A 14,646-nucleotide genomic window follows, 5' to 3' on the forward strand; every position below is an offset into this window, starting at 1 on the left:
GAGCCGTCATGATGCCAAACATGGGCGCCAGGGAGCCAGTCCGAACGCCGTCAATGGTGAATCAATGGCGCTGTCTGTGACGCTGGCGGCATTTTGGGGGCAGGTCGAGGTCAGAGCCAGCCGAGGTGGGTGAGCCAACCCTGAATGCGGGTCGGTGTTTCATCCAGCTCCATCAAGGCGTAGGGGCGGTAGTTGAGCTTGTGGCTGCGGCGGCTCTCGCTGCGACGAGCTTCGGCGGCCAGCAGTGGCCAGCGCCCGCCCTCTTCCTGATAGAGATCCAGGGTCGGCATGGTGGCCTGGGCTACCTGCTTGGCCAGGGTCTGGTTACTTTGCACATTCGGGAAGAAGCCATCGAGCAGCACCAGAGCATCGGGGGCGGGCACTTGCTCGCTGGCGATGAGATTGGTGGCCCAAGCGGCGCTGGTGCCCTGGGCCAGTATCAGCTTGAAGCCCCCTTCTTGCAGTTTGGCATCCCCCAGCTTGATGATGCGGGCGGCAAACTGCTTGCGAAAGTCGTCGATGGCCTGCTGTTTCTTCTCGGCGGCGGGGTCCAGCTCCGCCTGTTGGGGAGAGGGAAGCAGCAGCAGGGTATCGAAGCCGAGCCGGCCGAGGGCCCGTGTCAGTTGCCACAGCTGGCCGCTGCGCTGCCAGTCCGGCAGCAGGATCGCCAGCCCCACATAACTGTCGCTGTCGTGCTTGGCGAACAGCACTGTCTGCTTGTCGATCTGGGTGCTATCGGGCAGCCCTTGCCAGTCGCTGTTCTGCCAGTAGTCGAGGGGGGCGGGTGGCGTGACTTCGCTGGCCTGCGAAGCACCGCTTGCCAGCAGGGTCAGTAACAGCAGTGATAAGGATAATCTAGCCATAGTGCGCTCCCCGGTTAACTGGGTTAGCGGCGGCGGGCCGGTTTTCTGAAGTGCGGCCAGGGGATCAATAAAAAAGCGAGCCAATGGCTCGCTTTTTTGCATTCAATTCAAGGGGTCGATCAGGAGAGACGACGCTTGAACTCGCCGGTGCGGCTGTCGATTTCGATCTTGTCGCCGATCTCTACGAAGGCGGCAACCGCCAGCTCGTAGCCAGTGCCCTTCAGGCGGGCAGGCTTGGTCACTTTACCTGAGGTGTCGCCACGGGCGGCCGGCTCAGTGTACTCAACTTCGCGAACTATGGTGGTCGGCAGTTCTACGGAGATGGCTTTCTCGTTGTAGAAAGTCACTTCGCAGATGTCTTCCATGCCGTCTACCAGGTAGTTCAGCACGTCACCCAGGTTGTCTTTCTCGACGTCGTACTGGTTGTACTCGGTATCCATGAAGACATACAGGGGATCGGAGAAGTAGGAGTAGGTGCACTCTTTACGCTCCAGCTGAACCACGTCCAGCTTGTCGTCGGCCTTGAATACAGTCTCGGTCGCGCTACCGTTGAGCAGACCCTTCAGTTTCATCTTGACCACGGCGGAGTTACGGCCGGATTTGTTGAACTCAGCCTTCTGGACCACCATCGGCTCGGTGCCGATCATGACTACGTTACCAGCGCGGATTTCCTGTGCGGTTTTCATGTAAAAAATTCCTGTTCGTGAAACGGACGGATAAAAACTGCCAGATTATATACGGCTTTCTAAAAATTTCACCAACCGCGTGACGAGATCCCCGTCCTCGAGCAGCTTCTGTGACCAGCTTCGCGCATCTTGCTGCCAAATAGCACTATATCGGGGCCATTGGGCCCAAAGTTTGCTGGTATCTTCCCCCAGGTTGAGGGCGTGGTTGAAAGCCCGCAACCATTGGGCTGCCTCCGGGGGAAAGTCCGCCAGGTAGTGATCGAGAAAACCGTCCAGCTTGATCATATGGGCCTGCTCTTCCTGCGGGTAGATGTGCCACAGGAAGGGGCGGGCGGCCCACTGTGCCCGCACGAAGGAGTCCTCGCCGCGTACCAGATTGAGATCACAGCTCCAAAGCAGCCGGTCGTAGCCTGCCTGATCCGTCATGGGCAGCAGCTTGATGGTGAGGCTGCCCGCGTGCAGCAGATCCCCCGCCTTGGCGGTGGCGATGGCGCTCGCAAGGCCGGCGCCGCGCAGCACGTCATTGAGCGAGCGCCCCAGCGGCAATAGCAAAGTGACGGGGGTTGGGCTCTGGCACCAGCCCTCTATCAGGCTCACAAGCGCTTCGCTCTCGTAGGTAAAGAGGCTGACTCTCAGCTCATTGTCCCTTTTGGGCGGCAATCCCAGGCTGGCCCAGTAGGCGGCAAGGCCAGTCTCATCCTGTTGCCACTGGTCACGTTCGGCGATGAGCCCCGGTTCGCACAAGAGGCCGCCGGTGCTGGGGGTGAAGCCCGGGAAGAAGAAGTATTTGTTGAGGCTCAGGTCGCCGACCCGCTGGGGCGACGCAAGGCCGTGGCAATCTTCGACCCAGGGTTCGGCCGAGAGGTACTCCAGATTGATCCAGCAGGGGGTTGGCTGCTGCTGCGCCATACGTTGGGTAAAGGCAGCGGGCAGTTCGCAGGCAAACGCCTCTATGACCACCTTTGCCGGTATCACATCCGCCGGCAGCGCGTCGTGCCAGTGCTGGATATAGATGCCCTGTTGCCACTGACCGTCCAGCGCGGGATCGAGCCCCGGACAGATGCGGGCGAAGCTGGCCAGATCGTCCACCCAGAGCCTGACGCTACCCTGGTCTTGCTGTTTCAGCTGACGAGCGAGCCGCCAGGTGACGCCTATGTCGCCGAAGTTGTCCACGACGCAGCAGAAAATATCCCAGTCGAATGGCGGTAGTTTGAGTGGCGAAGAGGTTGTCATGTGAGGGCACCGATGGAAAAGAGATACAAAAAAACCGGTGTGCAGGGTAGCACACCGGTTGGCTGGCTTCTAAGGGACTGCCGTCAGCCTGCCTGGCTCATCGCGTTGCGCTGGCAGACAGCAGGGGCAGGTTCATTCCTTGCCGTAGACGTTGTTTTCTTGTTCGCGCACCCGGATGAAGGTGGTGCGCTTGGTGAGCTCCTTGAGCTGGCTGGCACCCACGTAGGTGCAGGTGGAGCGCACACCGCCCAGGATGTCGCGCACCGTGTTCTCGACCGGGCCGCGGTAGGGCAGCAGCACGGTTTTGCCCTCGGAGGCGCGATAGTCGGCGACGCCACCGGCGTGTTTGTCCATGGCGCTGGAGGAGCTCATGCCGTAGAACTTCATGAAGGGGGTGCCATCCACGTCCACCACTTCGCCGCCGCACTCCTCGTGGGCTGCCAGCATGCCGCCCAGCATCACGAAGTCGGCGCCGCCGCCGAAGGCTTTGGCCACGTCACCCGGGCAGGTGCAGCCGCCGTCACCGACAATCTGGCCGCCCAGACCGTGGGCCGCATCGGCACACTCTATGATGGCGGAGAGCTGGGGGTAGCCGACCCCTGTCTTGACCCGGGTGGTACAGACCGAGCCCGGGCCTATGCCGACCTTGACGATGTCGGCGCCGGAGAGGATCAGCTCCTCGACCATCTCGCCGGTGACCACATTGCCCGCCAGGATGACATGGTTCGGGCAGGCTTCACGGATCTTGCGCAGGAACTCGACGAAGTGCTGGGAGTAGCCGTTGGCCACGTCCACGCAGATGAAACGCAGGGCGGTTGACATGGCCAGGATCTGGCGGGTCTTGGTGAAATCGTCTTCGGAGGTGCCGGTCGATACCATGACATGGCCGAGCAGTGCCGGATCCGTGCTGTTGACGAAGGCTTGCCACTGCTCAAGGCTGTAGTGCTTGTGTACCGCTGTCATCATCTCGAAGCCTGCCAGTGTCCTGGCCATGGCGAAGCTGCCGACGGTATCCATGTTGGCGGCGATGACGGGAACGCCCTGCCATTGGGTCTGGGTGTGCTTGAAGGTGAACTGACGGGTCAGGCTGACTTGGGAACGGCTCTTGAGGGTAGAGCGCTTGGGGCGGAACAGGACATCCTTGAAACCGAGCTTCAAGTCTTCTTCGATACGCATTACGAATTCCTTATTGAGCCTTGTTGAAAGTCACTTTTGCAGTGGTCAATTTTCGGCAGGCGCAAAAAAACCGGCGGTTTTCAGGGCCTCCGGTTTACAACAGTGTAGGCAAAAATCCCGCCAGAACAAGACTGATAATTCACACATCATTGTGGTAGCCTTTGGCGTCACAACCTGAGCACAGCCTCAGGTGTCATCCAGCACCACTTTTTCTCCCAACGCTTTCGTCAGTTAACGCCTCAAAAGAATCCCTTTATGGCCTGAGGCCGTGATCCTGACGCGGGCAGCTCGAGCGCCGTGCTCACCGGCATGACGCCGTGTTTCGTCAGTTGACAGCAGGCGTTTCCATCCCCACTCTTGGCCTCTCGGGCCCTTGTCGGCCCAGATCTGACGAGGATTGAAAATGCTTGTACTGCGAACCATGACCTTGCTGTTGGCTTGCCTCTCCCTGCCGGGAATGGCATGGGCGGCAGCGTCCCCTGCCGTGTATGGCTGGATTGAGAAGGGACTGATCATGCCAGGCGGTGTGGCGGTGAAGATGAAACTCGATACAGGCGCTCTGACCTCTTCAATGGATGCGCGGGATCTGCACCACTTCAAGCGCGATGGCAAATCCTGGGTGCGCTTTACCCTGCAACTGACCGATGCCAACACCGACAAGCCGGTGAGCCAGACGTTGGAGCGTCCGGTGGAGCGCATGGTCAAGGTGCGCGGTGCCGGTGGCATGGAGCAGCGGCCGACCGTGACCATGTCCATCTGTCTGGGGGACAAGGTATACAAGGAGTGGTTCACCCTGCGGGATCGCAGCAAGATGATCTATCCGGTGCTGATTGGCCGTCGTTTGCTGGCGGAGCTGGGTGCCGTGGATTCGAGCCAAACCTTTACGGTGAAGCCCGCTTGCCGTTGAAGGTCAGTGTGAATGTCATGAACAAGGAAGTGGAGGCCCCGGCCTCCACTTTTTATTGATGCGCCTTGCCGGCTTTATGCCAAGGCGCGCAGGGGTGGCGCAGGCAGCCGCACGCTGACTTCCAGTCCCCCCTCTGGCCGGTTGTGGATGTCCAGATCTGCGCCGTGCAACTGGGCGATGCGCGAGACGATGGCCATGCCGAGCCCGACCCCGTCACCTTGTTGGGGATTGACCCGAAAGAAGCGCTCACACAGGCGCGACAGAGCCGCAGTGGGAATGCCGGGGCCTGTATCGCGGATATCGACCCTGACCCGATTGCCCTCCTGCTGCACCTCGACCGCGATCTCGCCCTGGACCGGGGTGTAACGCAGCGCGTTGTCGATGAGGTTGCTGAACATCAGATCCAGCAGTGTGCTTTGACCCATTACAGTCAAGTGCTCGGCCCCCTCCAGTGACAGCTGCTGGCCCTTTTTAAGGGCGATGGGCGCCAGCGTGGCCAGTGTGCCTTGCAGCAAATTCCCCAGGTCAAGTTCGGTCAGCTCCAATCCTTGCTGGCTGTCGATGCGCGCCTGGGTCAGCAACTGGCGGATCAAGCGATCGCTGCGATCGAGCGCCAGCAACATCTTGTGCAGTGACTGCTGACGGCTGACGTCATCATCGGCGGCCAGCGCATTCTCGCTGTGGATGCGCAGTACCGCCAGCGGCGTGCGCAGCTCGTGGGCCGCTTCGTTGGTAAATTGCTTCTCCCGCTCTATGGTGTCGGCCAGAGCGTGCATCAGGCGGTTGATCTCATCGGTGAGCGGGGTCAGCTCCTGGGCGCGGATCTTCAGATTGAGCGGGCTCAAGTTGGCAGGATGACGTTCGCCTATGGCCTGTGCCAGAAGTCGCAGCGGCGCCAGGCCACGGGAGATGAGCCACCATAGCAGACCGAGCAGGAAGGGCAGCGTGATGAGCAGCGGCAACATGGCAAGGGTTGCCATCTTGCTGGCCAGTTCACTGCGCTCGTCATCCCGCTCCGCCACGACGAGCCAGGTATGCTCGTTCTGGTTGTAGAGAGTGAAGGTGCGCCATTGATGCCGGTCTTTTTCTACCGTGTTGAAGCCGGGGGCCAGCTCGACCAAGGGCTGGTTCGGGGCGCTCGGGGAGCGCAGCAGTATGCCGCCTTGCTCATTGAGCAGCTGAAAGTAGAGATTGCGCTCGAACTCGTGCCCAAGGGGGGTCAGCTCCCTGTCCTCTCCTCGCAGATTGAAGCTGGTGTCCTTTTGCCACTGGTCCGGGTTGTGCTGTTCCCACTCTTCATAGACGGTGCCGTTGGCGGGCAGGGCGCTGTGCTGATCCAGATAGCGGCTGAGCAGCTGGTTGGTGATGCGGGAGGATTGAGCGAGACGAGCATCGAACAGCTCCTCCATCTCGTGGCTCGCCTCCAGATAACCGATAAGGGCGCTGATGGCCAGGCTGGTACTGACCAGCGCCAATATGCCGGAGAGCAGAAAGCGGCGGATGGAGCGGGGGTGATTCATGCAAAGGGCTCCCTGTGCTGTGGCTGCTCAGAGTCGGGGGATATGTTGCCGCTGCCGCGAGCTGAACCAGGGTGACTCATGCAAGGTGACCTTTGTGCTGTGACTGTTCAAGCTGGGGGACTATGTAACCGACACCACGGATATTGCGGATGAGGTCGCTGTAGAACTTCTTGCGCAGATGGTGGATATGCACCTCCACCGCATTGCTCTCGGCGCCTTCATCCCAGCCATACAGGCTCTGCTGCAATTGATCCTTGCTCAGTACCCGGCCGCTCTGGGTAACGAGCTCCTGCAACAGTTTGTATTCGTGGGGGGTGAGCTTGACCGGTTCGCCCCTATAGGTGACCTGTTGTGACTCCGGGTGGATGAGGATGTCGCCATATTCGAGCACCGCCTGGGCTTGCCCCTTGCTGCGCCGCACCAGGGCGCGCAGGCGGGCATTGAGCTCCTGCAGGGCGAAGGGCTTGACCATGTAATCGTCGGATCCCGCATCCAGCCCCAGCACCCTGTCGTCCAGGGCATCGCGGGCCGTGAGGATCAGTACCGGCAGCACCTGGCCTTCCCGGCGCAACTTGCGCAGCAAGCTGATGCCGTCGATGTCCGGCAGATTGAGATCCAGAATGAGGGCAGCGAACTCCTCACTCTTGAGCACAGACAGGGCGGGCAGCCCCTGCTGCAGCCAGTCCACCGTGTAGCCACTGCTGCGCAGGGCATCCACCATGCCATCGCCCAGCATCACATCATCTTCTACCAGCAGGATCCGCATTGTGTTCCCCCTTGCTACCTGGTTCATGGTTTACGCCAGTGACATAAACGACGCTGCCCACCAGTATGCAAGCGGGCGGGCAGAGTTTACATCACTGATTTATCAGGGTGATTTATAGCTTGGCGAGCCGGTCGCGAATTTCGAGGCGACGGCCCTGATCTGCCAGCTCGCGGCCGGGGCGGTCCGGTGCAGCTAGCGCCTTGTCCAGATAGGTTTTCGCTTCGACTTTGCGACCCTGATCCAGCAGGAAGTCGCCATAGAAGAAGTTGGGATCTATGCCGGCGGGGTTGAGTGCCAGCGCCTGCTTGAGCAGCTCCTCTGCCTTTTCATCATCGCCAAATCCCACCGGCCAGCCCGGTACCTGGTAGTAGAGTGAGCCCAGACTGGTGTAGGCAGAGCCTTCCAGCGCCTTGGGATCCTGCTTGAGGGCGATCTCCAGTTTGGCCTTGGCCTCTTTCACCAGACCCAGGGCATCAAGCCCACCCTTGGCGCCGGCCCAGGTGCTCTTGACGATGGCCGACCAGATCAGCAGGTCGGTCCGAAAGGCCTCTTTGGCGCTGGCCTGATCGGCCTGGCTGCTCAGGGTTTCAAGGCAGCTCTCCTTGGCCTTGCCGGTTTGCTGGTACTGGCAGACGGCCCACTGTTGCTGGATCGGAATAAGCGCATCATCCGCAGCCGCGACACAGCTTGAACCCAGCAGGAGGGCGATGGCACAGGAGGTGGCAGAGTTAAGGGAAAAGGTCATATCAAGGTTCCTTTTTGGTCGGGATCGGGCGGGACAATGCCGCTTGCGCTGGTGTCTGCCGTCCTTGGTGGAAGGTGGCGGGCGTAGCGTTCAATGATGGGCAGTTGTTTGGCCAGCGCCCGATCGACGATGCCGGGCAGCAAGGCATTGAGCCGTACGAACAGTTTTTCGGGCCAGCCGAGCCAACTGCGGCGGGTCTCGTTGCACAGGGCGATGACGGCGGCTTCGGCAACTTCCTGCGGGCTGTCGGTCTGGGTACCGAGCTCGGCATTCATCTCGTATGCTGCCTCTGAGTTGAGACGGGTACGGGTCGCACGGGGAGCGAAGTGCAGCACCTTGATACCGGAGCCTTCCAGTTCCCGCCCCAGCGCTTCGCTAAAGCCGCGCAGGGCGAACTTGCTGGCACAGTAGACGCTGTAACCCGGATACCCTATGGCACCAAAACTGGAGCCGATATTCATGATGATGGCGGGTTTGCGCAAATGGGGCAGCAGGGTGCGGGTAAGCTGAATAGGGGCCTCTATATTGAGCAGCAGCTGACGCTCCACCTGCTCGGCGCTTTGATCTTCCAGCCAGGCAAACTGGTTGCAGCCAGCGTTATTGATCAGCACATCCAACCCCTCTTCCAATGCAGGGTGTTGCAGCAAACGGGCCCGTTCCTGGTGGGAGCCCAGATCGGCGACCACTGTCTGGTGGCGTTCCGGATGGGGCAGCTCCTTGCAGAGGCGATCCAGCACGCTGGCTCGGCGACCGTGCAGCAACAGGTGTGCCCCCTGCGCCGCCAGCTCCTGGGCCAGCGCTTCGCCTATCCCGCCGCTTGCGCCCGTGAGCAGCACTCGCTTTCCTTGCAGTTTCATAGGGTTGGGGTTCCTGTTCCTTGATTGAGCCTGCCGTGGGTGAGCGACATGTTTTTCTCCCTTTGCCGTCTCATTGCGGGTTGTCTGTCAGCTGATAGAGCATGTCGGCATAGAGGCGATAAACCACCTTGGCCGAGTGGATGATGGCGGCCTGATCGGCGGGATCTTCCACCCGGTTCATCAGGGACTCGAAGAACTTGAGATGCTCCTGATCCAGGGTGCCGTGGGAACTCAGGTAGCTCATGGCCTGGGGGGGCAGACCGAGGCCAGCCTTCAACTGGTCGGCCACGGTCAGGGCGATGGCGACACTGGTGCCTTCCAGCACCTGCACCATGCCGAAGAATCCCATGGGGTTGCCGCGCTGGATCTGGTCATAGAGAAAAGCCACCATCAGCTCGATGGGCAGACCGGGCTGGCCATGGCGCACCGCCTCGGCATCCCCGCCACAGGCGCGGATATCGTTCAGGATCCACTCCTGATGGCCGTACTCCTCATCAATATATTCGGCAATGGCGCCCCGTACCCATTCGTACTCCTGACCCAGCTTGCCGCCTGTGGCCATCAGCAGAGGTACCGTATGGCGCACGTGATAGAAGGCTTGAGACAGAAAATCAACATAGGTGCCGCGGGAGATATCTCCCTTGCGGCACGCCTCTATGATGGGGGCATTGAACAGATGTTCCCGTGCCGATGCAGTAGCGTGTTGCAGCGTGTGATAGAAGCTCATGAGGTCTCTCCGGTAAGGCATTGGCTGATTTGACGGGAAAAGTGGTGATAGATCCGCTCGCGGCGGGGGCGACCGTTGGCAGTCAGCAGATCGGGATGCTGATCCAGTGTCACCGGCAGCCAGTGATGGATGCGGGCATAGTCGGGCAGGCGCTGGTTGAGCTGCTCAACCTGTTGCGCCAGCTGGGCGTCGGCCCCGGGTCGTGACTGGATCAGGGCGACGTTGGCCGGCTGGCCGTCACCGAAGATCACGATGCGGGCAATGGCCGGACATAGCTGGGCTTCGGCCTCGACCCATTCGGGGGAGAAGTTGCGGCCAAAGGCGGTGATCTGCACGTTCTTCTTGCGCCCCGTGATGTGCAGGTAACCCGCCTCATCGAGATGACCCAGATCGCCGGTGGCGATCTGCACGGTAGAAGGGTCATCGGTGGCAAGCCGGGCGGGTTGTTGTTCGTCTGACCCCAAATAACCCAGCATGGCAGCGCCCTCCACCAGGATCTCGCCATCAGCGGCGATCTTGACCCGGCAGTGAGGCAGGGGCTGACCCACGCTGCCGAGGCTGTGGCCATCAGGCCCATTGAGTGCGACGACGGAGCCGCATTCCGACAGGCCATAGCCTTCAAATACCGGCAGCCCCAGCTTGCGGGCGCGGCTGATAAGCTCGGGGGCGACCTTGCCGCCGCCCACGGCGACGAAGCGCAGGCTGGTGAGGCGTTCGGCCAGTGCCACATCGGCACTGCACAGGGCGAGCAGCAGGCGCAGCAACTCGGGCACCAGCACCAGGCTGTGGGTTGGCCAGCGCAGCAGGGCCTGGGTCAGGGTGGCCGGATCCAGTTTGCTGGAGCCGGAAAATCCCAGTTCACCCAGCGAGGGAATACGGCTGCAGGCACCGGTGAGCAACGGCACGTAGAGGCCGGTCAGGTTCTCCAGCAGTGTGGTCAGCGGCAACAGGGTCAGGTGTTTCTCTACCTGCGCCGGGGCGACTCGCCGGGCCAGTGAATCACAGACCGCCATCATATGTTCAAGGGAGAGACAGACCCCCTTGGGTTGCCCCGTGCTGCCGGAGGTGTAGGTTATCTTGGCGGTACCGGCGGGCAGGGTGGGCACCCGTACCGGCTGGATGCGCCACAATGGCAATTCACCCACTGAGAGGAGCAGTGGCGCACTTGCCTGCCAGCCCTGGTGATGAGGGCCGATCAGGGCATCTGCGCCGCTGCTCTCCAGTAGCCACTCCTGCTGCTCCGGGCTGAAAAAGTGCGGCACAGGAATGACGACTATGCCTGCCTTTGCGCAGGCGAGATCGACCAGCGCCCAGGGCAGGCCGTTATCCAGTTGCAGTGCCAGCCGGGCAATGCCTGCCTGTTGCAGGCGCTCGGCCAGGGCGGAGATCTGCAGCCACAACTGTTCGTAGCTGATCCTATGATTGCTGCCGCTCAGCGCCGTGCTGTACGGATCACTGTGGGCGAAGTGGGCTATCCGGTCGAACAGTATCATAAGGCGCTCCGCTGCGGGCAGTTGAACAGGGATGGCATGGGGGCTAGCAAGGAGAGCAGCAAGCTGCCTTGGGCCAGGGCTTGCCGCCCCTGATTGAGGTCACCCACCATCACCTTGGGCTGGCAGTGGTAGTAGGCGCCCCAGGCATTGGCATCCTCTCCGACCTGGTCGGCCCTGGCGGGGGCCAGCTCGATCAGGCTGAGACTGAGGCGATGAAAGCTGTTGCGCAGTTTGGCTGTGCTGGTGAAGACAACGTGATCGAGGGCGTTGTCGCACAGCAAACGACACAGCGCCGCAAACATCAGGTGGGCATTGCCCGGTTCGCTGCAGGCCAGATTGCCGACCTCGACGATGCGATCCCGCCGGGCACGCACACCCAGCCGGGTCTCGATGGCTGCCTCTATGGGCTGATCCAGATACTGTTCCAGATAGAGGCGCTCCTCGCTGGCCTGCTTGAGGCCACAGGCGCCGACCAGCAAGCCATCGGCCCGGTAGAGACCCAGCAAGCAGGGCAGGAAGTGGGGGATACGGGCATCGAATTCGTGGCTGTAGGCGGCCTGAATATAAGCCTGCAAGGCCATGACCTGTTCCGGTGTGTCGGCCAGGATCAGCCGGTAGGGGGCTTGAATGTCTGTGGTCATGGATGGCTCCTTCTTGTCTGTTAGGGTCAGACTAAAGGGGCAAACTTAAGAAACACTTAAGAGTGGGAAGAACAGCCTCATTTTTACCCAAAGGAACAGAAAACAGCCGCAACTAGCGGGGCTGCAGGCGGTTATTCCATGGGACAAAACCCCTTGTCAGCGGCCGCCCGGGCAGGCAAGCTGGCGCCCATTTCGAGCCCATCCCGGATTGGGCCTGTCACTCTCGTGAGGAAATCCCATGTGCCCGTCTCCTTGCCCGCTGTGCGGTGCAGTCGATTCCTATGCGCTGCCGGTGGCCGGCAAGCATTACCATCGTTGCCGGTCTTGCGAGCTGGTCTGGCTGGATGGCGCCGATCATCTGGGGCCGTCAGCGGAGAAGGCAGTCTATGACGGACACGACAATCAGGTGGACGATCCCCGCTACCGCCATTTTCTGATGCGCGCCTTCGGCGAGGTGCTGAGCCGGGTGCCGCCACCGGCCAGCGGTCTCGATTTTGGCTGTGGCCCCGGGCCTGCGCTCATCGCCATGGGGCAGGAGGCGGGCTACCAGATGGCGGGCTATGACAAGTTCTATGCCGACCTTCCCGACTTGCTCACCCGCCAGTATGACTTCATCACCAGCACTGAGGTGATCGAGCATATCGCCGACCCGTGCGCAGCACTGGACGTGCTCTGGGGCTGCCTCAAGCCCGGCGGCATCCTGGTGCTGCAGACCCAGCGGGTGCTGGACGACGACCGTTTCAAAACCTGGCGCTATCGCCATGACCCGACTCACATCGTCTTTTTTGCCGAGCCCTCGTTTCGCGCTCTGGCCATTCGCTGGCAGGCCGACGTCCTGTTTCCCCATGGGGATGTGGTCGTCTTCACCAAACCCTAAACCCTGAGCAGGGCGTTTTCATTTGGTCATGAGTTGGGCATGCTGGTGGTCTTAAACCCCGGAACGGATGCCCCTATTTCCATGTCGATCCCTCATTTGTCACTGCAAGATGCCCGCCACCTGCAGCTCGCAGCCCAGGGGCTGCTGACCCCGCGTCGTGCCAAGGCCAAGCCTGCGGATCTGCTGGCGACCATTCGGCGTATGGCACTGCTGCAGATAGATACCATTTCAGTGGTAGCGCGCAGCCCCTATCTGGTGCTGTTCAGCCGACTGGGGCAGTACGATCCTCGCTGGCTCGAACAACTGTTGGCCGAGGGGGACATCTTCGAGTATTGGGCCCATGAGGCCTGTTTCATTCCCCGCGAGGATTACCGCCTGCTGCGTCATCGCATGCTGGATCCTGCCGCCATGGGCTGGAAGTTTTCGGCCAACTGGCTAGCCACCCATCAGCAGGAGATAGGCCAGATTATCGAGCGTATTCGCCAGCATGGCCCGGTGCGGGCCGCCGACTTTGAGCGCAAGGGGGAGAAGGGCAACGGCTGGTGGGACTGGAAGCCGGAGAAACGCCATCTTGAGGTGCTCTTTACCGCAGGCCAGCTGATGGTGCGCGAGCGGCGCAATTTCCAGCGAGTCTATGATCTCGCCGAGCGGGTCATGCCTGGCTGGTGTGACGAGCGGGATTTGCCGAGCCAGGAACAGGTCCGGCGGGAAATGGTGCAGGCAAGTTGCCGCGCCCTTGGGCTGGTCAAGACCGGCTGGGTCGCCGACTACTATCGGCTGCGCCGCGGTAAATACGATGCCCTGCTCCATCAGCTGGCGGACGAGGGGGAGCTGTTGCCGGTACGGGTGGAAGGGTGGCAGCACGGCGCCTTTGTTCATGCATCCCTCGCCGATGAGTTGGCCATGGCCCTGGCCGGCACCCTCAAGGCGACCCACACCACGGTACTGTCGCCGTTTGATCCCCTGGTCTGGGATCGCAAGCGGGTCAGCGAGCTGTTCAACTTTGACTATCGCATCGAGTGCTATACCCCGGCGCCAAAGCGCCAGTATGGCTACTTCGTGTTGCCGCTGCTGCACCGTGGCAAGCTGGTGGGGCGCATGGATGCTAAGGCCCATCGCAAGGAGGGGGTGTTCGAGGTCAAGAGCCTCTATCTGGAGCAGGGAGTCAGGGTGACCGCCAGCCTGGCGCAGGATCTGGAGAAGGCACTGCAAAAGCTGGCGCAGTGGCATCAGACACCGCTGCTTCGCCTCGGCGCCATGCCGGCGCCCCTGCAGGCCCTGTGGCCAACGCAGCGCACCTAGCCCGGCCGCTGCATATCAGCCAAACAAAAACCGGGCGCTGGGCCCGGTTTTATCATCTGTTGCTGGCAACTTAAGGATTACTGGAATACCAGCACCATCAGCAGACCGACTGTGATGGCAGACACCAGGAAGGCGAAGCCATAGAACACATAGTGGTGCAGCTTGGTGGTGTGGATCCCCAGATCATGCAGACCGTGGTAGATACGGTGCATGCCGTGCCAGATCGGCAGGGCGATGATCACCAGCAGTATGCAGGCACCCCACCAGGAGCTGGCGAATGCGTGGACACGATCAAAGCTCATGGTCTCCACGTCCATGATGCCCATGGGCACCAGCAGACCTGTGATGAGGACAATCACCGGCAGCAGCATGGCAACCACCATGCCACCGGCACCAAACAATCCCCAGTAGATGGGCTCGTCAGAACGTCTCATTATTAATCTCCTCAAGCCACGATGATCAGGATCAGCAGGGATACCACCGCCAGCGCCACATACTGGGCGATAACGATCGGCTTCTCCGGCACCAGGTCTTCACCACGGAAGATGCGCATGGCCTTGGGCGCCAGGGCGAACCAGGTCTTGGCGTGGAACAGGCAGGCCGCCAGCGCGATGACGTGGAACAGGATGGCGATCGGGCTTTGCAGGGATTCCAGCCAGCCGTTGAACGCTTCCTGACCCTGAACCAGTCGCAGCAGACCCCACATCAGCACGACGGCATAGATGGAGACGAAGATACTGGTGCCTTCACGGATCATGTAACCGGTGTAGAAGGCATTCTTCAGCCACCAGTCTTTCTTCATTTCGCGGACGTAAGGCTTACGTTTGCTATTGGTGTTGTTCATGGTCTCATT

Annotated in this window: 16 protein-coding genes; 3 read left to right on the plus strand and 13 right to left on the minus strand. The window is 61.0% G+C overall.

The features are described from left to right. Positions 1 to 110 precede the first annotated feature (110 nt). The 4 genes from GWQ27_RS15880 to GWQ27_RS15895 form a co-directional block, all read right to left on the minus strand. Positions 111 to 863 (minus strand): DUF3530 family protein, encoded by a 753-nt coding sequence (locus GWQ27_RS15880; RefSeq protein ID WP_021138193.1) that lies wholly within the window; start codon positions 861 to 863, stop codon positions 111 to 113. 119 nt (positions 864 to 982) lie between these two features. Further along, complete coding sequence (gene efp / locus GWQ27_RS15885) at positions 983 to 1,549, minus strand: elongation factor P (RefSeq protein WP_021138194.1); 567 nt, start codon at positions 1,547 to 1,549, stop codon at positions 983 to 985. A gap of 45 nt (positions 1,550 to 1,594) precedes the next feature. After that, a complete protein-coding gene (gene earP / locus GWQ27_RS15890) occupies positions 1,595 to 2,782 on the minus strand; it encodes an elongation factor P maturation arginine rhamnosyltransferase EarP (protein ID WP_275907753.1) in 1,188 nt (395 codons plus the stop codon). 132 nt (positions 2,783 to 2,914) lie between these two features. Beyond that, positions 2,915 to 3,958: a GMP reductase gene (locus tag GWQ27_RS15895; RefSeq protein WP_058393805.1), complete on the minus strand. Its 1,044-nt coding sequence runs from the start codon at positions 3,956 to 3,958 to the stop codon at positions 2,915 to 2,917. Between the two features lie 403 nt (positions 3,959 to 4,361). On the opposite strand from GWQ27_RS15895, the gene GWQ27_RS15900 reads away from it, so the two are divergent. Then, on the plus strand, positions 4,362 to 4,865 hold the full coding sequence (locus GWQ27_RS15900) for an ATP-dependent zinc protease (RefSeq protein ID WP_087755086.1): 504 nt from the start codon (positions 4,362 to 4,364) through the stop codon (positions 4,863 to 4,865). Positions 4,866 to 4,939: 74 nt separating this feature from the next. Here the strand turns inward: GWQ27_RS15900 and GWQ27_RS15905 are convergent, their stop codons facing one another. The 7 genes from GWQ27_RS15905 to GWQ27_RS15935 all read right to left on the minus strand — a co-directional run bounded on the left by GWQ27_RS15905 (position 4,940) and on the right by GWQ27_RS15935 (position 11,614). Continuing rightward, complete coding sequence (locus tag GWQ27_RS15905) at positions 4,940 to 6,385, minus strand: ATP-binding protein (protein ID WP_275907754.1); 1,446 nt, start codon at positions 6,383 to 6,385, stop codon at positions 4,940 to 4,942. A gap of 76 nt (positions 6,386 to 6,461) precedes the next feature. Beyond that, positions 6,462 to 7,151, minus strand: coding sequence for a response regulator (locus GWQ27_RS15910; RefSeq protein WP_005317257.1), 690 nt, complete (start codon positions 7,149 to 7,151; stop codon positions 6,462 to 6,464). Positions 7,152 to 7,263: 112 nt separating this feature from the next. After that, positions 7,264 to 7,896 carry a tetratricopeptide repeat protein gene (locus GWQ27_RS15915; protein ID WP_275907755.1) on the minus strand — a complete coding sequence of 211 codons (633 nt, stop codon included), beginning with the start codon at positions 7,894 to 7,896 and terminating at the stop codon, positions 7,264 to 7,266. Then, positions 7,893 to 8,753, minus strand: coding sequence for an SDR family oxidoreductase (locus tag GWQ27_RS15920; RefSeq protein ID WP_275907756.1), 861 nt, complete (start codon positions 8,751 to 8,753; stop codon positions 7,893 to 7,895). Before GWQ27_RS15920 ends, GWQ27_RS15915 begins: the two co-directional genes overlap by 4 nt. A gap of 70 nt (positions 8,754 to 8,823) precedes the next feature. Next, positions 8,824 to 9,480, minus strand: a complete 657-nt coding sequence (locus tag GWQ27_RS15925) for an iron-containing redox enzyme family protein (RefSeq protein WP_021138202.1) — start codon at positions 9,478 to 9,480, stop codon at positions 8,824 to 8,826. Then, positions 9,477 to 10,973 carry an AMP-dependent synthetase/ligase gene (locus tag GWQ27_RS15930; protein WP_275907757.1) on the minus strand — a complete coding sequence of 499 codons (1,497 nt, stop codon included), beginning with the start codon at positions 10,971 to 10,973 and terminating at the stop codon, positions 9,477 to 9,479. The genes GWQ27_RS15925 and GWQ27_RS15930 overlap by 4 nt, the downstream gene beginning before the upstream one ends. Then, complete coding sequence (locus GWQ27_RS15935; RefSeq protein WP_111587353.1) at positions 10,970 to 11,614, minus strand: thermostable hemolysin; 645 nt, start codon at positions 11,612 to 11,614, stop codon at positions 10,970 to 10,972. Before GWQ27_RS15935 ends, GWQ27_RS15930 begins: the two co-directional genes overlap by 4 nt. A 238-nt stretch (positions 11,615 to 11,852) precedes the next feature. Here GWQ27_RS15935 and GWQ27_RS15940 point away from each other — a divergent pair, with 238 nt between their 5' ends. Then, the gene (locus tag GWQ27_RS15940; RefSeq protein WP_111587354.1) at positions 11,853 to 12,491 is read left to right on the plus strand and encodes a class I SAM-dependent methyltransferase; all 639 of its coding nucleotides are present in this window, start codon (positions 11,853 to 11,855) and stop codon (positions 12,489 to 12,491) included. Between the two features lie 81 nt (positions 12,492 to 12,572). Continuing rightward, positions 12,573 to 13,793, plus strand: a complete 1,221-nt coding sequence (locus GWQ27_RS15945) for a winged helix-turn-helix domain-containing protein (protein WP_275907758.1) — start codon at positions 12,573 to 12,575, stop codon at positions 13,791 to 13,793. A gap of 77 nt (positions 13,794 to 13,870) precedes the next feature. Here GWQ27_RS15945 and frdD read toward each other — a convergent pair whose 3' ends face one another. Next, positions 13,871 to 14,227 (minus strand): fumarate reductase subunit FrdD, encoded by a 357-nt coding sequence (frdD, locus tag GWQ27_RS15950; RefSeq protein ID WP_042020380.1) that lies wholly within the window; start codon positions 14,225 to 14,227, stop codon positions 13,871 to 13,873. Positions 14,228 to 14,238: 11 nt separating this feature from the next. Then, entirely contained in the window at positions 14,239 to 14,637 is a 399-nt protein-coding gene (locus GWQ27_RS15955) for a fumarate reductase subunit C (RefSeq protein ID WP_021138209.1), read from the minus strand. Between the last annotated feature and the right edge of the window lie 9 nt (positions 14,638 to 14,646).

Origin of the sequence: Aeromonas sp. 5HA1, from assembly GCF_029237245.1 — a bacterium.
In the GTDB taxonomy this organism is placed as follows: Bacteria; Pseudomonadota; Gammaproteobacteria; order Enterobacterales; family Aeromonadaceae; genus Aeromonas; species Aeromonas salmonicida.